Origin of the sequence: Bradyrhizobium glycinis, from assembly GCF_016031655.1 — a bacterium.
Taxonomy (GTDB): domain Bacteria; phylum Pseudomonadota; class Alphaproteobacteria; order Rhizobiales; family Xanthobacteraceae; genus Bradyrhizobium; species Bradyrhizobium glycinis.
Genome location: NZ_JACCHQ010000015.1, coordinates 1 through 26,724, shown reverse-complemented (window position 1 = coordinate 26,724; position 26,724 = coordinate 1). Strand labels below are relative to the sequence as shown.

General features: G+C 65.4%; 27 protein-coding genes. 11 read left to right on the top strand and 16 right to left on the bottom strand.

Features of this window, described 5'->3' with window-relative positions; genetic code table 11:
• Positions 1–89: 89 nt before the first annotated feature.
• From fliE to flgB, 3 genes are read right to left on the bottom strand one after another with little or no spacing between them, the layout of a single operon-like run.
• A complete protein-coding gene (fliE, locus tag HZZ16_RS21240; RefSeq protein ID WP_197951342.1) occupies positions 90–398 on the bottom strand; it encodes a flagellar hook-basal body complex protein FliE in 309 nt (102 codons plus the stop codon).
• Positions 399–414: 16 nt separating this feature from the next.
• Positions 415–840: a flagellar basal body rod protein FlgC gene (gene flgC, locus HZZ16_RS21235; RefSeq protein WP_197951340.1), complete on the bottom strand. Its 426-nt coding sequence runs from the start codon at positions 838–840 to the stop codon at positions 415–417.
• A 19-nt stretch (positions 841–859) separates the two neighbouring features.
• Positions 860–1,264: a flagellar basal body rod protein FlgB gene (gene flgB / locus HZZ16_RS21230; RefSeq protein WP_197951338.1), complete on the bottom strand. Its 405-nt coding sequence runs from the start codon at positions 1,262–1,264 to the stop codon at positions 860–862.
• Positions 1,265–1,616: 352 nt separating this feature from the next.
• Here flgB and HZZ16_RS21225 point away from each other — a divergent pair, with 352 nt between their 5' ends.
• On the top strand, positions 1,617–2,591 hold the full coding sequence (locus HZZ16_RS21225; protein WP_197951336.1) for a flagellar biosynthetic protein FliO: 975 nt from the start codon (positions 1,617–1,619) through the stop codon (positions 2,589–2,591).
• A complete protein-coding gene (fliP, locus tag HZZ16_RS21220; protein ID WP_197951334.1) occupies positions 2,588–3,349 on the top strand; it encodes a flagellar type III secretion system pore protein FliP in 762 nt (253 codons plus the stop codon). Before HZZ16_RS21225 ends, fliP begins: the two co-directional genes overlap by 4 nt.
• A gap of 170 nt (positions 3,350–3,519) precedes the next feature.
• On the opposite strand, the gene HZZ16_RS21215 is transcribed toward fliP, so the two are convergent.
• From HZZ16_RS21215 to fliL, 5 genes are all read right to left on the bottom strand, one after another.
• Positions 3,520–7,224, bottom strand: a complete 3,705-nt coding sequence (locus HZZ16_RS21215) for a tetratricopeptide repeat protein (protein WP_197951654.1) — start codon at positions 7,222–7,224, stop codon at positions 3,520–3,522.
• Between the two features lie 102 nt (positions 7,225–7,326).
• Positions 7,327–8,091 carry a MotE family protein gene (locus HZZ16_RS21210; RefSeq protein WP_197951332.1) on the bottom strand — a complete coding sequence of 255 codons (765 nt, stop codon included), beginning with the start codon at positions 8,089–8,091 and terminating at the stop codon, positions 7,327–7,329.
• Between the two features lie 9 nt (positions 8,092–8,100).
• Positions 8,101–8,547, bottom strand: coding sequence for a DUF6468 domain-containing protein (locus HZZ16_RS21205; RefSeq protein ID WP_197951330.1), 447 nt, complete (start codon positions 8,545–8,547; stop codon positions 8,101–8,103).
• On the bottom strand, positions 8,544–9,746 hold the full coding sequence (gene fliM / locus HZZ16_RS21200) for a flagellar motor switch protein FliM (RefSeq protein ID WP_018321852.1): 1,203 nt from the start codon (positions 9,744–9,746) through the stop codon (positions 8,544–8,546). The genes HZZ16_RS21205 and fliM overlap by 4 nt, the downstream gene beginning before the upstream one ends.
• A gap of 30 nt (positions 9,747–9,776) precedes the next feature.
• Complete coding sequence (gene fliL, locus HZZ16_RS21195; protein ID WP_197951328.1) at positions 9,777–10,274, bottom strand: flagellar basal body-associated protein FliL; 498 nt, start codon at positions 10,272–10,274, stop codon at positions 9,777–9,779.
• A gap of 385 nt (positions 10,275–10,659) precedes the next feature.
• On the opposite strand from fliL, the gene flgF reads away from it, so the two are divergent.
• From flgF to flgH, 4 genes are read left to right on the top strand one after another with little or no spacing between them, the layout of a single operon-like run.
• Positions 10,660–11,421, top strand: coding sequence for a flagellar basal-body rod protein FlgF (flgF, locus tag HZZ16_RS21190; RefSeq protein WP_197951326.1), 762 nt, complete (start codon positions 10,660–10,662; stop codon positions 11,419–11,421).
• 16 nt (positions 11,422–11,437) lie between these two features.
• On the top strand, positions 11,438–12,226 hold the full coding sequence (flgG, locus tag HZZ16_RS21185) for a flagellar basal-body rod protein FlgG (RefSeq protein WP_197951324.1): 789 nt from the start codon (positions 11,438–11,440) through the stop codon (positions 12,224–12,226).
• Between the two features lie 10 nt (positions 12,227–12,236).
• Entirely contained in the window at positions 12,237–13,367 is a 1,131-nt protein-coding gene (gene flgA / locus HZZ16_RS21180; RefSeq protein WP_197951322.1) for a flagellar basal body P-ring formation chaperone FlgA, read from the top strand.
• Between the two features lie 4 nt (positions 13,368–13,371).
• Positions 13,372–14,136 carry a flagellar basal body L-ring protein FlgH gene (flgH, locus tag HZZ16_RS21175; RefSeq protein ID WP_197951320.1) on the top strand — a complete coding sequence of 255 codons (765 nt, stop codon included), beginning with the start codon at positions 13,372–13,374 and terminating at the stop codon, positions 14,134–14,136.
• 405 nt (positions 14,137–14,541) lie between these two features.
• Here the strand turns inward: flgH and HZZ16_RS21170 are convergent, their stop codons facing one another.
• The 4 genes from HZZ16_RS21170 to HZZ16_RS21155 all read right to left on the bottom strand — a co-directional run bounded on the left by HZZ16_RS21170 (position 14,542) and on the right by HZZ16_RS21155 (position 18,043).
• Positions 14,542–15,321, bottom strand: a complete 780-nt coding sequence (locus HZZ16_RS21170; protein WP_197951318.1) for a 2-keto-4-pentenoate hydratase — start codon at positions 15,319–15,321, stop codon at positions 14,542–14,544.
• Between the two features lie 73 nt (positions 15,322–15,394).
• Positions 15,395–16,423 carry an SDR family oxidoreductase gene (locus HZZ16_RS21165; RefSeq protein ID WP_197951315.1) on the bottom strand — a complete coding sequence of 343 codons (1,029 nt, stop codon included), beginning with the start codon at positions 16,421–16,423 and terminating at the stop codon, positions 15,395–15,397.
• A 425-nt stretch (positions 16,424–16,848) separates the two neighbouring features.
• Positions 16,849–17,214 carry an RNA polymerase-binding protein DksA gene (gene dksA / locus HZZ16_RS21160; protein WP_085966600.1) on the bottom strand — a complete coding sequence of 122 codons (366 nt, stop codon included), beginning with the start codon at positions 17,212–17,214 and terminating at the stop codon, positions 16,849–16,851.
• Positions 17,215–17,431: 217 nt separating this feature from the next.
• A complete protein-coding gene (locus tag HZZ16_RS21155) occupies positions 17,432–18,043 on the bottom strand; it encodes an NAD(P)-dependent oxidoreductase (protein ID WP_197951313.1) in 612 nt (203 codons plus the stop codon).
• Between the two features lie 163 nt (positions 18,044–18,206).
• Here HZZ16_RS21155 and HZZ16_RS21150 point away from each other — a divergent pair, with 163 nt between their 5' ends.
• The gene (locus tag HZZ16_RS21150) at positions 18,207–18,578 is read left to right on the top strand and encodes a winged helix-turn-helix transcriptional regulator (protein WP_025037390.1); all 372 of its coding nucleotides are present in this window, start codon (positions 18,207–18,209) and stop codon (positions 18,576–18,578) included.
• 14 nt (positions 18,579–18,592) lie between these two features.
• Here HZZ16_RS21150 and HZZ16_RS21145 read toward each other — a convergent pair whose 3' ends face one another.
• Positions 18,593–19,006, bottom strand: coding sequence for a flagellar assembly protein FliX (locus HZZ16_RS21145; protein ID WP_197951311.1), 414 nt, complete (start codon positions 19,004–19,006; stop codon positions 18,593–18,595).
• A 280-nt stretch (positions 19,007–19,286) separates the two neighbouring features.
• Between HZZ16_RS21145 and HZZ16_RS21140 the strand changes: the two genes are divergently transcribed.
• From HZZ16_RS21140 to HZZ16_RS21125, 4 genes are all read left to right on the top strand, one after another.
• Positions 19,287–20,411, top strand: a complete 1,125-nt coding sequence (locus HZZ16_RS21140) for a flagellar basal body P-ring protein FlgI (protein WP_197951309.1) — start codon at positions 19,287–19,289, stop codon at positions 20,409–20,411.
• A complete protein-coding gene (flgJ, locus tag HZZ16_RS21135) occupies positions 20,411–20,779 on the top strand; it encodes a flagellar assembly peptidoglycan hydrolase FlgJ (protein ID WP_197951307.1) in 369 nt (122 codons plus the stop codon). The genes HZZ16_RS21140 and flgJ overlap by 1 nt, the downstream gene beginning before the upstream one ends.
• An 11-nt stretch (positions 20,780–20,790) precedes the next feature.
• The gene (locus tag HZZ16_RS21130; protein WP_197951305.1) at positions 20,791–21,291 is read left to right on the top strand and encodes a hypothetical protein; all 501 of its coding nucleotides are present in this window, start codon (positions 20,791–20,793) and stop codon (positions 21,289–21,291) included.
• Positions 21,292–21,449: 158 nt separating this feature from the next.
• Complete coding sequence (locus HZZ16_RS21125; RefSeq protein ID WP_197951303.1) at positions 21,450–21,809, top strand: hypothetical protein; 360 nt, start codon at positions 21,450–21,452, stop codon at positions 21,807–21,809.
• A gap of 159 nt (positions 21,810–21,968) precedes the next feature.
• On the opposite strand, the gene flaF is transcribed toward HZZ16_RS21125, so the two are convergent.
• From flaF to HZZ16_RS21110, 3 genes are all read right to left on the bottom strand, one after another.
• Complete coding sequence (flaF, locus tag HZZ16_RS21120; protein WP_018642830.1) at positions 21,969–22,337, bottom strand: flagellar biosynthesis regulator FlaF; 369 nt, start codon at positions 22,335–22,337, stop codon at positions 21,969–21,971.
• 294 nt (positions 22,338–22,631) lie between these two features.
• Entirely contained in the window at positions 22,632–24,920 is a 2,289-nt protein-coding gene (locus HZZ16_RS21115) for a DUF1522 domain-containing protein (protein ID WP_197951300.1), read from the bottom strand.
• A 221-nt stretch (positions 24,921–25,141) separates the two neighbouring features.
• Positions 25,142–26,724, bottom strand: a 1,583-nt coding sequence (locus HZZ16_RS21110; protein ID WP_197951298.1) for a DUF1522 domain-containing protein, incomplete at its 5' end; no start/stop codon positions are given.

Genomic DNA, 26,724 nt, shown 5'->3' with positions numbered 1-26,724 from the left:
GCGAAGCAATCCAGACTGCCGCCGCGGAGAGATACTGGATTGCTTCGCTGCGCTCGCAATGACGTCTGGGGCGAGCGCCAGCGCAAAAATCAAATCGGCATCTTCATGATGTCTTCATAGGCCGCGATGACGCGGTCGCGGACCGAGACCAGCGTGGACACCGCGACATCGGTGTCGGCGACCGCCGTCACCACGTCCATCACGTTGGCCTTGCCGGCGGCCATTGCCACCGTCTGCGCGTCGGACTTACGGCCGGATTCCACGACGCTGCCGACGGCGTCCTTCAGCAGCGCGGCGAAGGATTGCCCGTTCGGTTCGCTGCCCTTGCCGGCGCCGCTGTTCTCCAGCACGCGGGCGAGGTTGGCGTAAGCATTGGCGGCGATTGTCGGCGATGCCATGGCTCAAATGTCCTGTTCAGCTCTTGAGGATGTCGAGCGTGCGCTGGATCATCCGGCGCGTCGCACTGATGATGTTGAGGTTGGCTTCATAGGACCGCTGCGCGTCGCGCATGTCGGTCATCTCGACCACCGAATTCACGTTGGGATATTTGACGTTGCCGCTGGCATCCGCCGCCGGATTGTTCGGCTCGTATCTGACGCGGAAGGCGGACCGGTCGGGCTTGATCCTGCCGAGGGTGACGACCTGCGCGTCGAGGGTGCGGTCGAGCGCGGATGAGAAGGTCGGCACCTTGCGCCGGTAGGGATCGCCGCCGGCGGTCTGCGCCGTCGAATCCGCATTCGCGATGTTCTCCGAGATCACCCGCATGCGGCCGGCCTGCGCGCGCAGGCCCGAGGTCGCGATTGCCATGGAGCGGGCGAAGTCGCTGCTGTCATTTGCCATGATCCGCCTCCTTTAGGGCCTAACCTTTGCCGATCGCGGTCTTGAGCAGGCGAAGGCTCTTCGAATAGAGCGAGGTCGCCGCCGCGTAGTCCATCTGGTTGCTGGCGGCCTTCATCATCTCCTCCTCGAGATTGACGGCGTTGCCGGCAGGGCGGGTCTCGAAACCCGCATTCTTGTTCTGGTCGAAGGCGGAAGCCGCCCCCGACGGCGTCAGGTGCGAGGCGCTGGTCCGAGCCAGGGCCAAAGGCCCCATGGACCCCGTGACGGCGCCGGCCTTGTCGAACTTGGGCTCGACCAGGTCGCGCGGCCGGAATTTCGGCGTGTCGGAATTGGAGACGTTCTCGGACAGGACGCGCTGGCGCTCCTGATGCCATTGCATCTTGGTGCGAAGCGCCGACAGCACCGGAAGGTCGTTGATGGACATCGTCGCGGCTCCCTCCGCCCCGGACGGACCCCAGGGACCGCCGCTAGGCAGAATTTGCCGCCTGTATGGTTAACAGCTGGTTAAGGACGGCTCGCCATGCATGTTCCCGGCCGACGCCGATTCCTGTGCCCCGCGATTCGACGGCGCGAAAAGTGGCATTAACCCAACCGCTTGGCGAGACGTGCACAGGGCAAGAAGTCGTTTTGGATCGGGCGATTCATGGGTTATTAAGAGTTGGGGACGGCAAAACTTGCCGTGGAACGTTAAGAAATCGCAGTTTGGGGCATCGTCCGCCGGTGGTCGGCTCGACTGACCATGGGCACGAGAAAAGCGCCATTTGTCGGGGACAAGTATGCAAGGCAGCCCTATCACCTTCATCGTCGCGTTCATCGTCGTTCTGGCGTTGATCGGGGTCGCTGCATGGCTGGTTCGCCGATTCGCCGGAAGCCGCATCGGCGCCAACACCCAGCGCGGCCGGATGCCCCGCCTCGCCGTGATCGATGCCGCCGCGGTCGACGGCCGGCGCCGGCTGGTGCTGGTCCGGCGCGACAATGTCGAGCATCTGCTGATGATCGGCGGCCCGACCGACATTGTCGTCGAGCCCAACATCGTTCGCGCCGCGCCCAGCCGCGACCAGATTCCGCAACGTCCGAATGTCGCCGAACCGCCGCGCCTTGCGCCCCTGCCCGATGCCGGCGGCTGGGCCGACGACGCGCCGCGGCCCGAACTGCTCGATCATCCCGAACCGCAACTGCCGGAGCCGCCGCCGCGGCCCGCGCGGCCATCCTTCGCCGACGAAGTGCGCCGACCTGCGCCTGCACTGGCCGAACGCCGCAGCGAGCCGGCCCTGGGCGGCTTTACGCCGGAGCCGATCGCGCCACGTCCCGAGCGCGAACCGCGGCCCGAGCCGCTGCCGCCGCGCATCGCCCGCGGCGAGCCGCCGCTGATGCCGCGTCCGCCGCGCGGCACTGAGCAGATGAAGATGCCGCCGGTGCGGTCCGAGCGCCCCGCTGCGCCACCGCCACCTCCGCCCGTGCCGCAGGCCGCGCCCGTTCCGCCGCCGGCGGCGGCTGCTGCGCCCTCGAGCGCCGAGCAGAATCTCGCCGAAATGGCGCAGCGGCTCGAGGCTGCCCTGCGCCGCCCGGCCGGGGAAACGGTCGCGCCTCCGGTTGCGCCCGAGCCACCGCCCGCTCCGGCGCGCGCCGCTCGCAGCGAGCCGCCGGCACCGCCCGCCGCGCCGGCAAAGCCGGCTGCGGAAAAGACCAGCTTTGAAAATCTCGAAGACGAGATGGCCTCCCTGCTCGGCCGTCCGAAGCCGTCTTCGTGAGGTTGCCGGCCCTCCCGCGTAGAGTTCTTTTCCTTTCTGTCCTGGTCGGCGCGGCTTCGCTCGCGATGCCGGCGCACGCCCAGGACATCAGCATCAATCTCGGCGGCGGCGCCGGTGGTGGCGGCGTCACCGAGCGCGCGATCCAGCTGATCGCGCTGCTCACGGTGCTCTCGATCGCGCCATCGATCCTAATCATGATGACGTCGTTCACCCGCATCGTGGTGGTGCTGTCGCTGCTGCGCACCGCGATGGGCACCGCGACCGCCCCGCCGAACTCGGTGATCATCGCGCTCGCGATGTTCCTCACCTTCTTCGTGATGGGCCCGGTGCTGCAGAAATCCTATGACGAGGGCATCCGCCCGCTCGTCGCCAACCAGCTCGGCGTCGAGGATGCGCTCCAGCGCGCCTCCGTGCCCTTGCGCGGCTTCATGCAGAAGAACGTGCGCGAGAAGGACCTGAAGCTGTTCCTGGATCTCTCCGGCGAGGCGCCGCCGGCCACGCCCGACGATCTCGCACTCCGCATTCTCGTTCCCGCCTTCATGATCTCCGAGCTGAAGCGCGCCTTCGAGATCGGCTTCTTGTTGTTCCTGCCCTTCCTGATCATCGACCTCGTCGTCGCCTCCGTGCTGATGTCGATGGGCATGATGATGCTGCCGCCGGCGACGATCTCTCTGCCGTTCAAGCTGATCTTCTTCGTGCTGGTCGACGGCTGGTCGCTGGTGGCGGGGAGCCTGGTGCAGAGTTACGGAGGAGGATGAACAGAGGACGACGTAAGCGATGCATCCCCTTCGCTCTCAACGATGGCCCGCGACCTCTCCCCGTCATTGCGAGGAGCCCTTGCGACGAAGCAATCCAGACCGTCTCCACGGGAAGAGTCTGGATTGCTTCGCTCCGCTCGCAATGACGGAGGATGTGGCGGCACCGAATTCTATCGCGTCATCTTGATCTGCCGCACGACCGGGATCGTGGGCAACGAGCCGGTGTGGTCGCTCGTATCTTTGGCCTGCGGCGCGCCGGGTGCGCGCGCCGTGGCGTCGGGGAAGCGCTGCTTCATCTCGCGCAGGAAGCCGTCGAGCGTGTCGACGCTGGCGGCGAGCTTGGCGATCTCGGCGAATTCGGCGCTCGACGCTGCAGCCGGCTTGCTCGCAATGTCGAAGGCGAGACGGTCGGCGCTCTCGCTCATCAGCGGCGCGTATTTCTCGCGGAAGCGCGACAGGCCGATCGAGTCGTCGGCGAGGGCGTAGCCGACGGCGGCGCGGATGATGTCGCTCTTCTCAACCGCATTGAGCGGCTTGAAGTCGCGGAAGCGATCTCCGTAATAGAGCTCGATCTGCTCGGCAGACTCGCGCCAGCGCCGCGCCGCCCAGAAGATGTCGGAGCGCAGCCGGAGCACTTCCCGCCCGGCGACGTTGGACACGATGTCGAGCGCGAGATCGTGACGGCCGACGTCGCTCTGCGCACGCGCCTCCAGCAGCAGGCGCTGCTGCCTGAGCTCGCCGGAGAGATCGCTGATGCGGCTTGCGCGCAGCGCGGTGATGGCCATGTCGGGCTTGCGGTTGGCGAGGTAGATCATGGCAAGGCGCGCGGCGACCTGGGCGCGCGCGGCGCCTTCGAGGCGATGATCGACCTGGTATTGCAAGAGCTCGGCGGCCTGGTCGAGCAGATCGATCGAGGCGAGACGGTCGGCGAGACGGCGGATCAGCTCGTCGCCGGGGCGGCCGATCGGCGTCAGCTCGCGGAATTCGTAAAACATCCCGAGCGCCTCGACCGGCGGCAGCTCGTCGCCCTTCGGCCCGAGGAAGATCTGCGTGAACAATTCGGAGGCAAGATCCTGCGCCTGACGCGAGGCTTCGGCGTTCGGCTGGAGCCTGGTCGCGGTGCGCGCGGCGGTGAGCGCATCGCGGTAGCGCCCGTTCTCGGCATAGAGGCGCGACAGCATCTGCAGCGTCTTGACCTCGATCGCATCGCCGCGCCAGGTCATCGACAGCGTCTCGAGCTCGCGCAGCGCCTCTTCCTTGCCGATCTCGTCGCGCTTCTGACGCAGCGCGACCTCGAGCTGCTTGGCCTCGGCCGCAGCCGGACGGTCACTCGAGGCGACCGCGAGCTTGTAATCGTCGAGAGCATCCTTGTCGTGGCCAAGCGCCTCGGCGAGCCGGCCGCGCAGCACGGCGAAGGCCGGCGCAGCCTCGGGCGGGACACCGACCACCTCGAGCTCGCTGCGGCGCTTGGAGGCGCCGGCATAGTCCTTCACCTCGAGGGATGCGCGCATCGCGTCCATCGTCACGATGCGCTGGATGTCGAGCGGCAGCGAGGCGATGGCGAATTCGACGTTCTTGAACTTCTCGCGCGCATCGGCCCATTTGCCCTGGCGCGCATAGGCGAGCGCCTTCCAAAGCTGGGAATCGTGGCTGTTGCCGATCGCTGGATTGGCGAGATCCTTCAGGCCCTGCGCCGGCCGGCCGATCAGGATGTTGGCGATCGCATGCATGATCAGCGCGCCGCTCTCCTCCTTGTTGAGGGGATCGCTCAGCATCACGTCGGTCACGGCCTTGGCCTCGTGATACATGGCGCGCGACATGTAGAATTGCGCAAGATCGAGCCGCGGCAGCGAACGCAGCGCCGGCTCGACCGCCGAGATCGCCGTCATCAGCTCGCTCTGTCGCGCCATGAAGTTTTCCGATTGGCCCTTGCGCCAGCCTTCGGGACTGAAGATCGGGCGCACGGCGGTCGGCGCCCGCTCGGCCGAGATGTCGACCGGCGACAGCGTCAAGCCGCCCTTCTTGCCGAGAATCACCTTGTCGGAGCCGACCTCGACGCCAACCTCGTCGGAGTTCGGCCGGATCGCGATGCCGTGCGCGGATTCCAGCAGCGAGAGATCGACGAGGTCCTGCCGCTTAATGAAGCCGCGCACCGGCCGCTGCGCGGTGACGACATAGAGCGTGTCGCCGGCATCGGGATCGATGAGCTTGTGCAGCAGGCCCGGATTGGCGAAGGGGATCGCGATGTTGGCGAGCGCGGGATCGGTGATGTTGCGCGACATCATCAGCGGCAGCGGCGTCGCCTGGATCTTGTCGGCGAGCGTCAGCATCCAGTTGGTCTCCTTGCCGACCTCCTCGCTCGTCAGCGAATAGACCAGCGGACGGGTGAGACGGATGCGTACCGCCTGCCCCTTGTCGAGCGGGATGCGGCCGACTTCGCCGATCATCGCGCCGCCCTTGGTGCGGATCGCCTCGACATCGACGGGCTTCGGCGTATCGAACACCAGCCACACGGTGTCGCCGCGGCGGAACGCCGCCGCCGGCGTTGCGACCTGAAGCGGGAACGTCACGCGCAAGCCGTCGCTGTCGCGGCGTGCATCGACGCTGGCAATCGCGGGTGCAACCGGCGCCTCGGCCGGCGCAGCCTTGGCGGCATCCTTGGCGCCATCCTTGACCGGTTCCTTCGCGATCTCCCTGGGCGCTTCGACGGGCGCAGCCGCCGCCGGCTTCGCAGCTTCCTTGGGCGCCTCCAGAGGTTGCGCCGCTTCGGCCGCGGGAGGCGCCGCCGGTTTCGCCGCTTCGGCGGCCGGCAACGCGGCCGGTGCTTCCACCTTCACCTCGGGTTTGATGTCGATCTTGGCTTCGCGCGCGATCGTCTCGGAGCTCGGCGGCGGGATCTCGCGATGGGCGTCCTTCTTCTCGGCGGTGGGCTTTTCCGGTGCCGGCGCAGCGGCAGCCGCCGGCCCGCGACCGGCCGGCTTCATCTGCGCGATCGTCGCCTCGGCCGTTGCCGCCGACTTGCCTTTGTCGGGCTGGAAGGAGACGTCGACGACGTAGTTCCTCTCGTCGCGGAACGAATGCACGTCGGAATCGCCGATCAGCGCGATCTCGACATTGGTCTGGTCGATATCGGACTTCTGCTTGATCGAGGCGACGTTCGGCGGCGCGGCGAGGACCGCGTCCGCCAGGTCGAAATTGAGATTGGCGTTGAAGACGAGCGTCAGCTTCTGCTCGTTGAGCACGGAGGAGATGCCGACCCCGTCGGGCATCTCGAACACGAAGCGCACGAAAGTCGGCTGCACCGAGGCGCGCACGCGGATCGGCGGACGCTTCCTGGACTCCGCGGCGGCACGCTGGGCGCGCAGCGCACGCTCGGCCGCGCGTGCCCGCTCGGCAAGCTCCTTGACCACGTCCATGGGCAGGCTCGGCGGTGGCCCCTTCCAGCCCTCGGGCAACAGGTCGATGAAGGTGCGCTCGCCGGCGTTCATGGTGTTGACGGTGACGCGACGCGCCAGTGAGAGGCGGATGGCGCCGCCGTCAGGGTCGCGGCGGGCGGAGTTGACGTAATCGGGCGCGCCTTCCGGAATGCGCTCGACGGGAACATCGACGGGCCGGTCGAAGCGGATGACGAGGATCGAGCCCGCGGTCGTCACCTCGGAGGAAACGTCCTCGCCGAGCTTGATGACGAGACGGGCAAAGCCGCCACCGGCTGAAAACGTCGCCTCGCCCCTGATCGGATCCGCCGCCCGGCCGGGCGCCGCAAGGCCAAGCAGGAGACAGGCTGCCAGCAAGGCCGCCACGCGGGCGTGACGCGACAAGCCCCGCGCCGATGCGCGGGCTCGCGACACAAATCCAGCGGCAGCCTCTCGCGCCATTGGCGGCATTTCTTCCGGTTCGGCGGTCATGCCGGCACTGGCGCCGGCTCGTGCCGTCAACTCTAAGGTTTTGCCAATTAAGGACTTCTTAAGTATGAGCCCTCAATTCGGCTTTTGCGTCGGCTTGCCGTCGATCTTGGGCAATTCGCCGGCCGAGGCGGACTGATCGCCGCCGCCATTGGCGCGGCGGGCCATCTCGACGGTCAGCCGCTCGGCGGCCTCCGACGACATCAGGCCCAGGATGTCCGACATCTTGCGTGGCGCGATCGCCGAGGCGATCTCGATCAATACGCCCATTTCGAGCCGGTCGAACACCCGCGCGGCGTCCTTGGGCTTCATCCCCTCGTACATGGTCACGAGGCCCTTCATGCGCTGGGCCTCGGCGGCCTTCTGCTCGGCCTGGGTCGCGGAGATGCGGGTTTCCACCGCCTTCATCTCCTCGACCTTGGTCTCGATGCGCTTCTCGGCGGACTTGAGCAGGCTTTCGCGAATGTCGATCTCGCGCTGGCGCGCCTCGATCTCCTGCCGCCGCGCCTGCAACCGTTCCAGGATCGCGCGCTCCGCGGCCGAGACCTGCGGCTGCCCATCGTCGATCTTGACAACGGTGCCACCCTCCATCTTGGTCTCGGGCGCTGCCGGCTTGGGAGCTTCCTTCGGCGCACCATGGGTCGAGCCGGTGATGTCGGGATCGTCGCGGCCGGTCGGAAAATTCAAGTTCTCTTCCGCCCAGGATTTCTTGCCCAGGTTCGGCTTGTAGTCGAACACATAGCCGCCGTTGATCGCGAGGCCCGCCACCTTCAACGTGGCGAGGCCTGCGACGGCGACCAGGACGACGGGAATGACGCGGATGTTACGAAAAGACTTCATACCCAGGCTTCATGCGGCAAGGCCGTTGGATCGTCGGCGCTCTGAGAAGGCTTCGGCGGCGGCCGCCACCGCCTTCGCGGTCGACGGCTTGGCCGCCGGCGCGGCGACTGTCTCCGGATTGGTGACGGGACGCGCGGCGACCGCGATCTTGGACAGGCGCCGCACCACGTTGTCAGCCTCGCCGAGCTGCTTGTAAAGCTGATCCGACATCTGCGTCGCGGCGGCGAGCTGGCTGCCGAGGTTCTCGTTGACGTCGCGCACGGCGAGCTTCAGCCCGCCGATCGCGCGCTCGGCGATCTCGGTCGCGGTGATCAGCTCGGCGATGACGGCTTTCAGCGAATGCTCGTCCGCCTTCAGCCGCGTCAGGCGCTTGTTGAGCATGACGCAGTAGACGATCGTGAGCATCAGCAGGATAGCCACCAGCGTCTCGATCGCCATTCCCAGGGAGTGGTTCATGGGGCCTCCATCATCTTGTTCTGCTCGTCCACCTTCTCGAACATCGCAAGTGTCGTACTTGGCTTGCGCAAGGGTTTCGTCACGCGGATCGCGACGCGGTCGCCGACCCTTCCCATCCGCCCCTCGGTCAGCGTGACGTCGCCACAACGCACGGTGACGTTGGCGTCGGCGCGCATGTCGAGCGGCAGCGTGTCGCCGACCTTGAGCCGCATCAGCTGCTTGAGCGGAATGTCGGCCTCGTAGAGCACGGCGTCGACCGCGATCTCGGCCTGCACGATCTCGGTGGCGAAATGGCCCTCCCAGACCGGGTCGCGGCCGAACTTTTCGCCCATGAACATCTGGAGCAGGACGCCCCGGATCGGCTCGATGGTCGCGTAAGGCAGCAGCAGCTCGATGTTGCCGCCGCGGTCTTCCATGTCGATGCGCAGGCGCACCAGGATCGCGGCGTTGGCGGGACGGCTGATCGCGGCGAAACGCGGATTGGTCTCGAGCCGGTCGATCGTGAAGGTCACCGGCGACAGCGGCCGGAACGCCTGCTCGGCGTCGGCCAGTACCACCTCGACCAGGCGCTTGACCAGCTCGGTCTCGATCGTGGTGTAGGGCCGGCCCTCGATGCGCAGCTGGCTTGTGCCGCGGCGGCCGCCGAGCAACACGTCGATCATCGAATAGATCAGGTTGGAATCGACCGTCGCCATGCCGAAGTTCTCCCACTCCTCGGCCTTGAAGACAGTGAGGACGGCGGGCAGCGGGATCGAGTTCATGTAGTCGCCGAAGCGCACCGAGGTGATGCGGTCGAGCGAGACTTCGACGTTATCGGAGGTGAAATTGCGCAAGGAGGTCGTCATCAACCGCACCAGGCGGTCGAAGACGATTTCGAGCATCGGCAAACGCTCGTAGGAGACCATCGCCGAATCGATGATCGCGCGAATGCCGGAATGGTCGTCGAGCGTGACGTCGCCGACGGTGAAGCCGAGGAGATTGTCGATCTCCTCCTGCGACAGCACCCGCTCGCCGGAGTTCTTGCCGCTTCCGAGATCGCGGCTGCCGTCCTCGACCATGGCCGCCCATTGCAGGGCCATGGTCTCCGACAGCTCGTTTTCGGCGGCGGCCTTGGCGGCCTCCGCGGGATCCTCGGAATCGAGCGATGCCTCCCATTGGGCGGCAATCGCATCCTGGTCCATTTGCTCGTTGCCGGCCATGACGCTAGTCCGTCACCTTCCTTGGCGCCATCACTGGACCACGACTTCCTTGAACAGCACCGCGCTGACCTGGATCGGGGCGACGGCTGCATTGACGCGCTTGGTCAGCTCCTCCTTGAGGCGGAAGATGCCGGCCGAACCGTTGAGGTCGGACGGGCGCAGCTCGCGCACATAGGTCTGAAAGATGTCGGTGACGCGCGGCATCGTCGGCTTGATCGCCTCGATCTGCTTCTCTTCCTTCAGCTCCAGCACGATCTTCAGCCGCAGATATTGCACGCGCTCGCCGGGCGAACCGGCGAGGTTGACCATGAGGTCGGGAACGTCGACGTAGGCGGGCGGCTTCGGCGGCGGCGCGGCCTCGGCATGATGCTCGTTCTCGCCATGACGGAAGAAGAAGAACCAGGTCGCAGCACCGCCGCCGAGCACGGCGAGCACACCGACGACCATGATGATGAGCTTGAGCTTGTTCTTCGGCGGAGCGGCTTCCGCGCCCTCGGCGGCTGCGCCGCCTTCCTCATTCTCTGCCATGGTTGCCGCGCCCGTACATCTCTCAAAGGGAGTCGAAAGAGCGAAGCCTCCTGGCAGACAACGACGCGATACGAATGCCCCAAGCGCAATGCGCTCCTCTGATGCGCAAACGCTACGGTAATAATGGTTAACGGAATCTTTCGATTGGGCCCCCGCTAGGAAAAATCTGCCGGGCAAACATGGCTAACAGGACCTTTCTGCCGCCCGTCCGCGCCGGTCAAAAACAAACAAGATATTGAAAGAAAACATCTTTTCTGGTTGGCACGGCTTTCGCTGAGAGAGGCCCGAGACCTCACGGTTTGGGAGAGCCAGACGGTCTCGGTCACGGGGTCCGCCAAGGCGCTTGGGAGAGCGAAATGGCAGATCTACTCAGGGGAGATTTCCGATGCAGAACGCGCGTCTGATCGGTTTGTCACGGCAGATGACGTTGGAACGGCAGATGGATGTCATCGCCAACAACGTCGCCAATGCCAACACCAACGGCTTCAAGTCCGACCATTCGCTATTCGAGGAATATCTGAACTCGAACGCGCGTGAGGACAATTTCATCGGCCGCGACCGCCAGGTCTCCTATGTCCAGGACCGCGGCACCTTCCGCAACATCAGCCAGGGGCCGATGGAGCCGACCAACAATCCGCTCGACATGGCGATCAACGGCGGCGCCTATTTCGCGGTTCAGACCAATGGCGGCGAATACTATACCCGCGACGGCAAGTTCTCGCTCAACAGCACCGGCCAGCTCGTCACCGCAGACGGCAATCTCGTGCTCGGCAATGCCGGCCCGATCACCTTCCAGCCGACCGACCACGACATCAACGTGGCGCCCGACGGCACCGTCACGGTGCTCGAGGGCACAGCGCGGACCGACTCGATCCGCGGCAAGATCCGCATGGTGTCGTTCGACGACCCGGCCAAGCTGACCAAGCTCGGCGCCAATCTCTATGCCGCCGGCTCGGCAAACCAGCTGCCCGACACCAAGTCCACCCTGCAGCAGGGCTACATCGAGAAGTCGAACGTGAATGCGGTCGGCGAGATGACCCGCATGGTCGAAGTGATGCGCAGCTATGCCGCGGTCGCCAACCTGCTGCAGCAGCAGAGCGACCTCCACAAAGCGGCGATCGAGAAGCTCGCCGACGTTCCGGCCTGATTGAAGGAGAACTGAGATGCAGGCGCTTCACACCGCAGCGACCGGAATGGCGGCGCAGGAACTCAACGTTCAGGTGATCTCCAACAATATCGCCAACCTCCGCACCACCGGCTTCAAGAAGCAGACGGCGGCATTCCAAGACCTGATCTACGAGCACGTCCGCCGCGTCGGCGCCCAGTCGTCGGACCAGGGCACCATCCTGCCGGTCGGCGTCGACATCGGCGGCGGCGTCAAGACCGTCGGCACGCCGCGCAGCATGACGCAGGGCACGCTGTCGCAGACCGGCAACGACCTCGATCTCGCCATCTCGGGCGAGGGCTTCTTCAAGATCCTGATGCCCGACGGCAGCTTCCAGTACACCCGCGACGGCACCTTCCAGATGGACAATCAGGGCCGCGTCGTCACCGCGCAGGGCAACCCGGTGCAGCCCACCATCACCATCCCCAACAACGCCTCGGGCATCTCCGTCAGCGAGCAGGGCCAGGTCTCGGTGACGCTGCCGGGCTCGTCAACCTCCTCGATCGTCGGGCAGATCGGCATCACGCGCTTCATCAACAAGGCGGGCCTGCAGCCGGTCGGCAACAACCAGTTCACCGAGACCCCGTCGTCCGGCGCACCGCAGGATGGCACCGCGAACACCGAGGGTTACGGCAAGCTCACGCAAGGAAGCCTCGAGCAGGCCAATGTCGACGTCGTCTCGGAAATGAGCGATCTGATCGCCGCCCAGCGCGCTTACGAGATGAACGCCAAGGTGATCAGTGCCGCCGACCAGATGATGCAATCGACCACGGCGCTGTTCCGCTGAGGTGATGACGATGATCCGCGCCACCCTCGCCGCCCTCTCGACCCTTCTCGCGCTGGCCTTGCCGGCAGCGGCCGCCGACGATTTCATCGCCGCGCCGACGCTGCGCGCAAGCGTCACGGTCACCTCGGACGTGGTGCGGATCGGCGACCTCATCGACAACGCCGGATCGGCCGCGCTGATCCCGGTCTACCGCTCGCCCGATCTCGGCACCACCGGTACCCTGACGGTCGGCCAGGTGCTGTCGGTGCTGCGGGCCAAGCAGGTGATCGGCGTCATGACCGGAGACATCAAGGAGGTCCAGGTCACCCGCCTCGCCCGCACGCTCGCGAGCAAGGATATCGAGAACGCCGTCGCCGCCGCGCTCGAGCGCCGCTTCGGCCTCGGAGACGCCGCCAACATCACCATCACGTTCGACCGTACCGTCGCCGAGATGCGGCTGGACGCCTCCAACAGCGGCGCACTGCAGCCGGTCGCAACCCGCTATGATGCCCGCAGCGGCCGTTTCGACATCGCCTTCGAGATCGCCAACGACGGCAATGCCGCGCCGACCAAGCTGCGCTTCACCGGCACCGCGGTCGAGACGGTGGAAGTGGCCGTGCTGACCCGCGACATCGACCGCGCCGAGCTTCTGAAATCCTCCGACCTGTCGTTGGAGCGCCGGCCGAAGGCCGAGGTCGCCGGCGAGCCTGCCTCGCGCGACCGCAGCATCGGCATGCAGCTGCGCCGAGGAATGCGCGCGGGCACGCCGATCCGCGCCGCCGACCTCGTCAGGCCCGACTTCGTGGTGCGCGATCAGGCCGTCACCATCATCTACCAGGTGCCCGGGCTCTATCTCACCACGCGCGGCAAGGCGATCGAGAGCGGCGCCGAGGGCGACACCGTCAGCGTGCTCAATCTGCAGTCCAAGCGCACGCTGACCGGCGTCGTCACCGGCCGAGGCCAGGTGACCGTCCAGGGCGCCAGCCAGTCCGCGCCGATGGCGCCGGCGGTCGAGCAGACCTCGTCGGTCAAGCGCGACAACGTGCCGGCGGCCGCTGCCCTGGCGCAGAGCCTGATCCAGACGCCCGCGCCAGCAGCCGAGATCGCCCAAGCCCGGATTCCGCAAGTTCGCCTCTCGCAGGCTCCAGCCAAGTCAGAGTAGATTCATGTCCACGTTCAGTTCGGCCTCCCGCCTTCGTCGCATCGCGATCTCTGCCCTGCTGCTGGCGACTTGCACCTTGGCGAGCGGCTGCTCCTCGATCGACCGCCTGTCGCAGATCGGCGAGCAGCCGAAGCTGTCGGCCATCGACAATCCGACGACGCAGCCCGGTTACAAGCCGGTGCAGATGCCGATGCCCAAGCCCGAGGTCGCCTCCTACAATCCGAACTCGCTGTGGCGCAACGGCAGCCGCGCCTTCTTCAAGGACCAGCGCGCCCGCCAGGTCGGCGATCTCTTGACCGTGACCGTGAACATCACCGACAAGGCCAACATCGAGAACGACACCTCGCGCAGCCGCACCAACAAGGAAGATTCGGGAATCACCAACTTCATCGGCGCCCAAACGATCACCCAGGCCAACAAGATCCTGCCGGGCCGGGTCCTCACCGCCGACTCGACCTCCTCGAGCGAGGGCAAGGGCAGCGTCGATCGCAAGGAAGCCCTGCAGACCAACGTCGCTGCGGTGGTGACCCAGGTGCTGCCGAACGGCAATTTGGTCGTCGAAGGCAAGCAGGAGATCCGCGTCAACTTCGAAATTCGCGAGCTGATCGTCGCCGGCATCGTGCGGCCTGAGGACATCCAGAGCGACAACACCATCGACTCCACCAAGATCGCCCAGGCCCGCATCGCCTATGGCGGCCGCGGTCAGATCACCGACGTGCAGCAGCCGCGCTACGGCCAGCAGGTCATGGACGTGCTGCTCCCCTTCTAACCTTCTCCCGAGCTCCCACATCGTGCTCGCGAGACCTAGGCGCGAACGACGATGTACGACGCGGCCTCCGGTAGCTCCCCTGCCGGAGGCCGCATGTATTTTTAGCGCGTGCGCCATAGCGCGTCGCGAGCCAGGCCGCGTAATAGGAACGACGTCGCTGCCTCAATCTCCGTCGTTGCGAGCGCAGCGAAGCAATCCAGACTGGGGCCGCGAAGATATTCTGGATTGCTTCGCTACGCTCGCAATGACGTGGGTGAGGGCACAGTATTCCAGCCCTCCATTGTCATTGTCCGCGAAGGCGGACGATCCAGTACTCCGGGACATTCGTGGTTTGTGCTGATGCAGCGCGGCGTCCTGGCTTCCCCGCCTTCGCGGGGAATGACTACGGAGAGTACCAATGCCCCCTCACGTAAACTCCGCCTCCACGACGCCGAGCGCGTCCAGCTCCATCCGCACCTTGTCGCCGGCCTTCAGCCACAGCGTCTTCACCAGGCTGCCGGTGAGCACGAGCTGCCCGGCGTGCAGCCCCTTGCCCTCGGCGGCGAGATGGTTGGCGAGCCAGGCGAGTGCGTTATGGGGATGGCCGAGCACGTCGGCGCCGGTGCCGTGGCTGACCTCCTCGCCGTTGACGAAGGCGCGGCCTTTGACCGCCTTGAGGTCCGGCACCGACGAGCGCGGGACCGACGGGCCCAGCACGCAGCCGGCGGCGAAGAAATCGTCGGCAATCAAGGTCGGCGCGCCCATCGTCTGCCATTTCACGTAGCGGTCGTCGACGATCTCGATCGCGGGATGATAGGCCTCGACCGCCTCGCCGACCCATTCGGCCGTGAACGGCGCCTCGCCGACAGCAAGGTCCCGCTTCAGCCGCACCGCGATCTCGCATTCGACGCCGACCCGGACATAATTGGAGGCGGCGAGCTTGGCGCCGCTGTCATGGACGCCCTTCTGGAACACGCCGCCGCCGCAGGGGTGCGGGATGCCGATATAGTCCTGCATCACCTGGCTGGTGCAGCCGATCTTGTAGCCGATGAGCGGGCCGACATGCGGCAGGAGCAGATCGTGCAGGGTGCGCTGGACCTGATAGCCCTCGGCTTCGTCCGCAGGAGGCCGCTCCAGCGCCGCGAGCGGGGCATGGTTGCGGCGCGCCAGCGCGATCGCCTTTGCGGCTTCGAGAATCTTGTCCATCGGCGCCGCCTCCCACGCTACGCAGTCGAAAGGCGGCACTTCAGCATCCCCGGTCCGGCCTGACAAGCGCGGGTCACCCCTTGACGAGGCCGAGCCGGATCAGGCTCTCGGCGGTCGCAAGGATCGCTTCCTCATTGGAGCGCGCCTGCCAGCCGAGCAGCGACTTGGCCTTGGCGCTAGTGGAATGCCTGACCTTTCCGAGCATCGGCACGACCGCGCGCAGCAGCGGAATCCGGCTCGCAGCCCGCCGCACCAGCCAATCCGGAGCCTGGAGCCGCGGAACCCGGCGCGCCCGCGGCCCGAGTTCCCGCCGCAGCAGGCGGGCGATGTCGAGGATCGACATCGTCTCGCCGGAGACCGCGATGAAACGCTCGCCTTTCGCCTCCGGCGCAATCATCGCCCGCAGGTGCAGCTCGGCGACGTCGCGGACGTCGACCACGCCGAAATAGACCCGCGGCACGGCCGGCATGGCACCGTCGAGCAGCGACCTGACGATCTCGATCGAGCCGGAAAAGTCCGGCCCCAGCACAGGCCCGAAAATCGCAGCGGGGTTGATCACCGACAGCTCCAGCCCATCCCCCTCGCGCGCGACGAAGTCCCAGGCGGCTCGCTCGGCCAGCGTCTTGGACTTGACGTAGGGTTGGCCGTCGACACCGGCGAGATTGGTCCATTCGGTCTCGTCGAACGGCTTGTCGCGCGGCGGATGGCCGTAAGCAATCGCGCCGAGCGACGAGGTAATGACGACCCTTTTGACGCCGGCCGCGCGGGCGGTCCGGAGCACGCGGAGCGTTCCGTTGCGGGCCGGAATGATCATCTCGTTCTCGTCCGTCGGCACGGTGGTCGAGAGCGGGGACGCCACGTGGAGTACGTAGTCGCAGCCCGCGACCGCCGCCTGCCAGCCGTCGTCCCGAGTCAGATCGGCGGTGACGAAGGTCACGCTCTCGGGCGCCGCCGCCCCGCCCTCGCGCAGCATGGCGAGCACATCGGCCTGACGCTCCGGCCGGCGCACCGTCGTCCGCACGGCATGGCCGGCGGCCAGAAGTTGCAGGACGACATGGATGCCGACGAAGCCCGACCCGCCGGTGACCAGAACAGTGCTCATGACCCACATTCCCTCGTTGCACGGGCCGGCAAATTGGTTCGAAGGCCCCTGCTCAACAGCCTCTTGCCCGCGTTTAAGGAAATATTGAGCTGGTCGAGGCTTTATGGGGATACAAGTCTTGAGACGTCGCCGCAGGCCTGATTGCAGCGATGCGTGATGCAGCTGGATCAGCGTCTCAACTTCAGAGTCGATCTCGTTGATGCGACTCGCAGAATCTCCCGCATCTGAAGTGAAGGCTGTTTCTCATCCGAACTCACGTGAGCTCGGAGCAATCCAGTCTAGCCCGTTGATCGCGATTCACTTTTCGCGATCGCGCTATCGCGATGGTGGGGCGCGACGGCAAGCCGCGGGCAATATGCCGAGCACGACGCCAAATGGCGCCCCCGCCTCCAAAAACAAAGAGCCGCATCTCTGCGGCTCGGACCTTATTCGTCGCGATAAACCTTCTCGCGTTTCTCGTGGCGCTCCTGCGCTTCCACCGAGAGCGTCGCGATGGGCCGAGCCTCGAGCCGCTTCAACGAGATCGGCTCGCCGGTTTCCTCGCAATAGCCGTAGGTGTTGTCCTCGATGCGCTGGAGCGCGGCATCGATCTTGGCGATCAATTTGCGCTGGCGGTCGCGGGCGCGGAGTTCGATGGCACGGTCGGTTTCGGACGAGGCCCGATCGGCGAGATCGGGGTGGTTCACGTTCTCCTCCTGCAGAGCTTGCAGGGTGAGCTTGGATTCTTTGAGGATCTCATCCTTCCAGGCGAGGAGCTTCAAACGGAAGTACTCCTTCTGCCGGTCGTTCATGAAAGGCTCTTTGTCGGTCGGTCGGTAGTTTTTCAACTTTTCCAAGGGAGGCCTATCTTCTTAAGCAACGACTCGCGGACGGACCGGGGGTCCGTTGAGCCGGGCCTTATATAGTGGCCTCCCGTGACAGACAATATTTCCCTCACCACCCGGCCCTCGCCTCCAAGCCCTTGCACAGGAAGGTTTATCCTTGAGGGCTTGGAGGCGGCTGGCGGCCTTAATAGCCGACCGTGAAGCGCAACTTCAGGTGGGCTGGCCGTTCGATCTCGTCGGCAAGCGCAATGGCGTAGTCGGCGAAGGTGATCCAGCTCTTGCCGTTCGCATCTGCGAGAAGCTGGTCGGTCCCGAGCCGGAACTTACCGGTGCGCTCTCCCTCCACGAACAGCGCCGAGGGCGAGATGAAAGTCCAGTTCAGGTCCTTTTCCTGCCGTAGCAGGTCAAGGAAGGTCGAGCCCGCCTCCGCTTCGGCCTTGTATTGGGCCGGAAAATTGGGAGTCGTGACCAGCTTCACGCCCGGGGCAACCTCGAGGCTGCCGGCGCCGCCCACCACGAGGTAACGACCCACCTTGGACTCCTTCGCCGCACCGATCAGCTTGAGCGGATCACTGGCCAGGAAGTGCACGGAACTCACGGCGACGTCGTGACCGGCCCACAGCTTGGCGAGGCCCGCCTGGTCGAGCACATCCCCCTTGGTCGGCGTGACGTTCGGCAGGACAGCGATCTTCTCGGGGTTGCGGGCGATGGCCGTGACCGTGTGGCCGCGGCGGGACAGTTCCTTGGTGATCTCCGACCCCGCCCGGCCCGAGGCGCCGGCGACTGCGATTTTCATGGAAGGCTCCTTTGCTTCTATGGTAACTAATGGAGACTAGATACCGCAAAGAATGCTGGTGTTAAGAGAGCACTTTGTGCTTACCTGATTACGCTGAGGTAACTGATCGCATACAACCGGCACACGGACCCCAAGCAACGGTATGGATTTCCGAGGACCGACGATGAAACCCGACGTCTACGCAGCGAACTGCCCCACCCGCCAAATCCTCGATCGCGTCGGCGACAAATGGGCGGTGCTGATCCTCTTGCTCCTGCGCGAGGAGCCGATGCGCTTCAATCAGTTGCGCCGCACGATTGAAGGCATCTCGCAGAAGATGCTGAGCCAGGTTCTCAAGTCGCTCGAGCGCGACGGCCTGATCCGGCGCCGTGCCATAGCAACCGTGCCGGTGACGGTGGAATATTCGATCACCCAGCTCGGCCTGACGCTGGCGGCGGCGGTGGATCCCTTGCGCGATTGGGCCGAGCAGAATCTGAAGGACGTGCTCGCCGCCCAGCGCCGCTATGATGCCCAGCTGAAGGAGGAAGCGGCGTAAGACAGCCTGCGTGACTACGCCTGCCCGGCCTTGGCCAGTTCGACCTCGACCCGCAGCTCGATCTCGGAGAGCACCGCATCGAGACCGGCATCGCCTGAGGACGATTTCAGGTTGGCCGCCGCATCACGCAGCCGCATCACGGTCGAGGCGTCGAGATTGCCGGACAACAGGCCCATCTTGAGATCGTCGAGCACGTCCAGCGCAGTCCTGCCGCGTGCGACCGAGCGCTTGCGGCGCTCGACGGGGTCCTCCTCGACACCCTGCAATGCCAGCAGCGCATCGATGTTGGCAGCCGCCTTCGGTGCGGCAGCGCTCCGCGTCTCCTGCGCCGATGAGGTGTCGGGCAGCACGAAGCTGCCGGAGCCCGTCCGCCTGGCCTGGCTGGCCGGCGTGCCAAGCGTGGTGCCGTTCGGTCCGTAGATGCGCATCGGAAAGAATCCGGGTGATCGATGCCTCACCTTCGCTGCCTTATGGTTAACGCTGCGTAAACAGCCCGGCAAAATCTGCCGACAGGCGGCAGTTTCGCTCCTCAGGGCGAACCAGTGCTGACACCGGTCGAAACAGATTTATTCAACCTATTCAGCCACCTACCTCACCGCCCCACGTTGGCACGGCGCTCGCAAGGAAAGCGCCGGACCAGCTCGTCATGGGAGTGTCGTGCAAGTCCTGTCCGATTTGAGGGGCCCCTGAGGGCCTTGGGGAGCAGAGATGCCAGGCGTTCGTTGGGTGAGGATTGTTGGGTTGGCCTGCGCCGCGCTGTCGACGCTGGCGCTGTCGGTCACGTCTGCGGCGGCGACCTCACGCATCAAGGACCTCGCCAATATCGAGGGCGTGCGGCAGAACCAGCTCATCGGCTACGGCCTTGTCGTCGGCCTCAACGGCACCGGCGACACGCTCAACAACATCCCCTTCACCAAGCAGTCGCTGCAGGCGATGCTCGAGCGCATGGGCGTCAACATCCGCGGCGCCACCATCCGCACCGGCAACGTCGCCGCCGTGATGGTCACGGGCAACCTGCCGGCCTTCGCCACCCAGGGCACGCGCATGGACGTCACCGTGTCCGCGCTCGGCGATGCCAAGAATCTCCAGGGCGGCACCCTGCTGGTCACACCCCTGCTCGGCGCCGACGGCAATGTCTATGCGGTGGCGCAGGGCTCGCTCGCGATCTCCGGCTTCCAGGCCGAGGGCGAGGCAGCCAAGATCGTGCGCGGCGTCCCGACCGTGGGGCGCATCGCCAACGGCGCCATCATCGAGCGTGAGATCGAGTTCGCGCTCAACCGGCTGCCGAACGTCCGCCTGGCGCTGCGCAACCCCGACTTCACCACCGCCAAGCGCATCGCGGCCGCGATCAATGACTATCTCGGCGTCAAGACCGCCGAACCGATCGATCCTTCGACGGTGCAGCTGTCGATCCCGCCCGAGTTCAAGGGCAACGTCGTCGCTTTCCTCACCGAAATCGAGCAGCTCCAGGTCGACCCCGATCTCGCCGCCAAGATCATCATCGACGAACGCAGCGGCATCATCGTGATGGGCCGCGACGTCCGCGTCGCCACCGTCGCGGTGGCGCAGGGCAACCTCACGGTCACGATCTCCGAGAGCCCGCAGGTGAGCCAGCCCAATCCGCTGTCGCGCGGCCGCACCGTGGTCGCGCCGCGCAGCAGCGTCACCGTCACCGAGGACGGCAAGAAGCTGGCGCTCGTCAAGGACGGCGTCTCGCTCCAGCAGCTCGTCGATGGCCTCAACGGCCTCGGCATCGGCCCCCGCGACATGATCAGCATCCTCCAGGCGATCAAGGCCGCCGGTGCCATCGAAGCCGATATCGAGGTGATGTGATGCAGACCAGCGCGACCAACACCCCTCGCCTCGTCACCACTTCGGCCTTTTCGGTCGAGAGCCGCAACGGCCGGCCGGACTTCGAGCTCGCCGCCGCGCTGCAAAAGGTCTCGCCGCAGCAACAGGCCAAGGCCCAGAAGACCGCCACGGACTTCGAGGCAATGTTCCTCAACAACATGTTCGCGCAGATGACCTCGGGCCTGAAGGGCGAAGGCCCATTCGGCGATACGCCCGGCACGGGCGTATGGCGCTCGATGCTGACCGAGGAATATTCCAAGAATTTCGCCCAGGCCGGCGGCGTCGGCATCGCCAGCGACGTCTACCGTACCCTCATCCTGCAGCAGGCGAAAACGATCCGCACGGCATAAGGTCAAACGAGATGAACCATTTCAACGCCTCACGTCAGCCGATGCAGGCCCGGCGTCCGGGCCACGCGCCCGTCAGCAGCGAGGCGCGCAAGCTCGCCGAAGACCTGATGGATGCGATGAGCGCGCTGCTCGGATTGATCGAGCGCGAGACCGAGCTCGTCCGCGCCGGCAAGGTCCGTGAGGCGATGATGACGCTCGAGGGCAAGAAGCAGGAATTGTCGCGCAGCTACGTCAGCGCAGTCGGCCAGCTGAAGGCAAACCAGGACCAGCTCGCGAAGTCCGCGCCGGAGCTGCTCTCGACGCTGCATCGCCACCACGATGCGTTCCGCGCGATGCTTCAGGTCAATCTCACCGTGCTCGCGACCGCGCACGCGGTTTCCGAAAGCGTCGTGCGCGGCGTCAACGCCGAGATCCAGAAGCGCAACGTGCCGAACACCTATACGGCCGCCGGGCGCCGCGCAGCGCCAGGTCCGCGCCATATCACTCCGCTGGCGGTCAGCCGCTCGCTCTGAGCAGCACAAGAACAACCGACAATTTTAAGAAAAACCGCGCGGCCATGGCGTCGCGCGGTTAGGCACGTTTCCTTACCGGGTGTTCAGTCCTGGTGTTCCATGCTTGCGTGATTAGAGGGGTTGGGATTTGACTCACGTAAGGCAACCAGGAGGCTGCCATGAGTACAGATTTCAGCATCAGGCCGGTGGGGATCCCGGCCCCCATTCAGATCGTGACGACGTCGAGCGCGGCGGCGAACGAGGCCGTACAGACCGATCTTCCGGTGAGCCAGACGGTCGCCGCAGCCGATACCGGCGCGCCCGTACGAAATGATCTGCCGAACCACGAGAACATCTCGCGCCAGGTCGTGTTCGACCAGGCGGCCGCGTCCTTCGTCTTTCAGGTCGTCAACGACAAGACCGACACGGTGGTGAACCAGTTCCCTGACGAGGCGATGCTGCGCCGGCGTGCCTATTTCCACGCACTGGACATGAAGTCCGAGCCCTCGCGTCCGCTCAGCACGGATCTCAGCGCCTGACGATCACGAGATCGATGCCGAAGCTTCTGCTCTGCGTCTGACCGTCAACGGTCAGCGCGGATTTCGCATGCCGAGACAGGACCACTTTGCCGTGATCGGCTCCTGCCGACATTTGCGAGTTCGCCGATGTGCTCGTGATGGCGACCATCACGAATTCCGTCACGGCCGTCCAGAGAGGCCTGCCGCGATATTGCGGTTGATCTCGATCAGCGGACGGAAGTGATCGAATTGCGGGCTCATCTGCAGCGCGGCGGTCTGGCTCAGCACGAACACGCTGATGTTGGCGATCTTCTGCCGTACGTCGATCGGCTGCGGATTGCTGTCGCGCATCGCCTCGCTCAGGAAGATGGTCCAGAGCTTGCGGTTGAACATCAGGGCCTGCATGGTCTGCTCGCTGAGCGGATCGGCGTTGTTCACCGCGTCCTGGAGCTTGTTGGCGGCCTTGAGCAGAGTCTGCGCCTCGATGTCGCGAGGAGATGCGGTGGTGGTTGCAACACGCGCATAAGCCGAGGCAGCGGAATTCGACATCAATCACACCCTGGAGGTTACCTAGCGCGTTGTACGCGCTTAAGGATTTCTTTCCCAACCCTAGGCAGCACCGCTTAAGATTTGCTTACGTACCGTGCTTGGAAGTACTCCGCAGAATTACGGGGCACGGAGTCCTTCGTCAGCGCAACGCTAGATCCACGCATGCACGATGTAAACTCGCTTGGCGTGATGCGCGTCGATCTCGGCTAATCTCGTCTTAGCGATCTTCCTCAAAAGAACGGCGGAGCGTTGGCTCCGCCGCGTAATCTCGAATAGCGAAGTTGCGCTGCGGAATTAGCGGAGCAGCTGCAGCACGCTCTGTTGCGACTGGTTGGCCAGCGACAGCGCGGAGACCGCGATCGACTGGCGCGTCGACAGCGCTTGGCTGTTGGCCGCTTCCTCGTTGGTGTCGGCGAGCGTCAGGTTGGATGAGCCGGTCTGCAGCACGTTGATCAGGTTCTTGGAGAAGTCCTGACGCACCTGCACGATCGACAGGTTCGAACCGAGGCTCGAGCCTTCCGAGCGCAGCGTGCTCGAGGCCGCATTCAGGCTCGCCAACACCCTGTTGGTGGCGCCGTTGTCGATGAAGTCGACGCCGTTGACGAGGTTGCTGAGGCCGAGCCCGGCGGCGTTGAACACCACGCCGTTGATGCTGAGCGTCGAGCTGCCGGTCTCGTTGAAGACGAGCTTGAGCGTGTCGCCGTTGAGCAGGTTGACGCCGTTGAAGGAGGAGTCCTGCGAGGTCGTGTCGATCTGGGCCAGGATGTTGTTGAACTGATTGACCAGGTTGGAGCGTGCGGTCTGCGCAACGGGATCCTGGATCGGCGGCTGCGCCGTGGTGAAGGACAGGACACCGGTGATGGTGCCGCCGACGACGCCCCCCGCGGTGCTCGAACCGAGTGTCGAGGAGGCGTATTCATTGACGGTGGTCACCGTCAGCACGCCATTGGCGTCGATCGTCGCGGTCAGGTGGTTGGCCTGAAGCTGGGCGTTGAGCTGATCCAGCGTCTTGACCGTGCCGTTGGTGCCGTCGCCGAAGGTGACGTTGACCGGCGTACCGCCGTTGAAGGAGGTGAAGGTCAGGGTCTTGCCGCTGATGCCGCCGACGCCGGAGGTGCGGGCCGCGGTGAAGGCGGTCGCCGTTCCGGTGTTGCCGCTGAGCCCGAACGCGCTCAGCGCGTTGCCGGTGCCGGTGATGGAGAGGTCGGCATTGATGCCGGTGGAGATCGCGAGCTGGCCGCTGCTGTTGACCGACGACGGGATCTGGCCTGCCGTGGTCGAGAGGGTCGCCGCGCCGTTGAAGATGCTGGCGGTCTTCACGCCGGTCGCAAGATCGATCGAATTGAGCAGATCGGTGAGCGTCGCGCTCTGGAGATAGACCGTCGAGTTGCCGTTGCCGTCGGTGACGACGTTGCCGCTGACGCCGTAGCCGGTGGCCACGCTTGCCGCCGATTGCGGCGTCTGCGCGTTCTTGAAGGTGATGGTGTGGCCGTCGATGTTCAGCGTCGAGCCGTCCTGGACGAGAGTGCCGAGCGAGCCGGCGGTCGTCGACCGGTTCGCAGTCACGGTCGCATTGCCTGCTCCGGTTGCCGTGGTCAGGCCGAGCTTGTTGAGGAAGTCGGCCTTGCCTGTCAGGCTTAAATCGGCGCCGGTCGAGCTCTTCAGCGTGACCTGGCCGCCGCCTGAGATGGAGGATGGCGTCTGGATCGTACCGACCGTCGCGCCGCTCGTCGCGATGGTGGCCGCGCTGGCACTGATGGTTGCAGTCTTGACGCCGCTGGCGAGGTCGATCGCGGTGAGGACGTCGTTGATGGTCGCGGCGGGCGCAGTCGGCGTTCCCTCGTAGATGATCGAATTGCCGTTACCGTCGGTGGCGATGTGGCCGCTGGCGTCGAGACCCCAGCCGGTCGGCTGCGTGCTCGGAGCAACGCCGGTGCGGAAGGTGATGGTCTTGCCGTTGACCGTGATGGTGTCGCCGTCGGCGGGCGCAGCGCCAAAGGTGGTGGACGCGGTGGTGCCGACCAGCGTGGCGGTGCCGCTGAGCACGGTGGTGCCGTCGGCCGCGGTCGCGGCAAATCCGAGCGTCGTGCCGGCGTTCGAGCCCAGCGAGGCGCCGAGTGCGGCGGTTCCGGTGACCGGGGTTACGCCGCCGGCCGCGCCGGTATAGAGCACGTTGCTTTTGGCGGTCGCGCTCGCATAGGAGGTCGTGCCGCGCAGGTCGGCCGGCGTCGCGCCCGGAATCGTGGTGGAAACGTTCGACTTGGTGGAATAGCCGACGGTGGTTTGCAGCGCCTGGTTGGCGATCGACTTGGCGCTGTCGATCAGCTTCTGCAGCGAGGTGATGCCGGTGTTGGCCGCCTGAAGCACCTGGACACCGTTGTTGATGCCGTCGAGCAGGTTGCTGATGTCGCTCGCTCGGTTGTCCAGCCCCTGCGCCGTGAAGAAGTTGGTGGGATTGTCGAGCGCCGTGTTGACCTTCTTGCCGGTCGACAGCCGCTCCTGCGTCGTGGCCAGCAAGTCGGCCGTCGACTGCAGCGACAACAGGTTCTGGCGAACTGACGCCGAGAGAACGATGTTGGACATTGGCGAGTCTTCCTCTTGAACCGGATACGAATCGGCCGCGCGGAACTGGAAAGCCGGCCTTTTGTCCAGTTTTAGGAGGTGTCCTTTAAAGTATGGTTAACGCCGGTTTAAGGGATAGGGTTAACCGCCGATGAACGCCCCTGCCCGCCCTTGGACGCAAGAAAAAGCGGCGGGGCAAGAGGCCCCGCCGCTCCATTTTATTCAGTAATTTCAGCTGCTTGCTAGCGGAGCAGCTGGAGCACGCTCTGCTGCGAGGTGTTGGCCAGCGACAGCGCGGAGACCGCGATCGACTGGCGGGTCGACAACGCCTGGCTGTTGGCGGCCTCGACGTTGGTGTCGGCGAGCGTCAGGTTGGACGAGCCGGTTTGCAGTACGTTGATCAGGTTCTTGTTGAAGTCCTGGCGGATCTGCACCACCGAGAGGTTCGAGCCGAGGCTCGAGGCTTCCGAGCGCAGCGTGCTCGAGGCGGCGTTGAGATTCGTCAGAACCCGGTTGGCCGCGGCGTTGTCGATGAAGTCGACGCCGACGGTCAGCGAGGCAAGGCCCAGACCCTTGGAGTTGTAGGTCACGCCGGTGATGTTCAGGCTTGACTTGCCGGTCTCGTCGAACACCAGCTTAAGCTGATCGCCATTGAGCAGGTTCACGCCGTTGAACGAGGAGTCCTGCGAGGTGGTGTCGATCTGGTTCAGGATGTTGTTGTACTGAGACACCAGATTGGCACGCGCCGTCTGGGCAACCCCATCCTGGACCGGAGTGGAAGCCGTCGAGAAGGTCAGCGCCGAGGTCAGCGTGCCGCCGATGGCACCGCCGGCTGCGGTCGAACCGAGCGTCGAAGAGGCGTAGTCGTTGGAGGCCGTGATCGTCAGCAGGCCGTTGGCGTCGATCGTCGCGGACAGGTTGTTGGCCTGCAGCTTGGTGTTGAGCTGATCGAGCGTCTTGACCGTGCCGTTGGTGCCGTCGCCGAAGGTGACGTTGACCGCCGTGCCGCCGTTGAAGGAGGTGAAGGTCAAGGTCTTGCCGGCGATGCCGCCGATCCCGGAGGTGCGCGCCGCGGTGAAGGCGGTGGCGTTGCCGGTGTTACCGGCGAGGCCGAACACGTTGAGTGCGTTGCCGGTGCCGGTGATCGACAGGTCGGCATTGACGCCGGTCGAGATCTTGAGCTGGCCGGACGTGTTAATGGTCGAGTTCGACTGGCCGGTCGCCGTGGCCAGCGTCGCGGTGCCGTTGGCGCCGATCGTCGCGGTCTGCACGCCGGTGGCAAGGTCGATCGCCTTCAGCACGTCGTTGACCGTGCCGGCCTGCAGATAAACCGTCGAGTTGCCGTTGCCGTCGGTGAGGACGTTGCCGCTGACGCCATAGCCGCTCGGAATGCTCGGCGCACCGGTCGAGCCCGGGATCGGCGCGTTCTTGAAGGTGATGACGTGACCGTCGACGTTCAGCGTCGAACCGTCGGTGATCGTTGCACCCAGCGAAGCCGCGCTCGTGGTGCGGTTGACGTTGACGGTGGCGTTGCCGCCGCCCACAGAGTTCGTCAGGGTGAGGGCCTTGAGCAGGTCGGCCTTGCCGGTGACGGTCAGATCCGCACCTGTCGAGCTCCTCAGCGTGACGGCGCCGCCCACAACGGTCGAGGCGGTCTGGCCGACGCTCGTGGCGATCGTCGCAGCACCGGAGCTGATGGCAACTGTCTTGACGCCGCTGGCGAGATCGATCGCGGTGAACAGATCGTCGACGGTTGCAAGCGTTGCCGGCGTGCCGGTGCTACCGAGATAGACGGTGGTGTTGCCGCTGCCGTCGGTGACGAGAT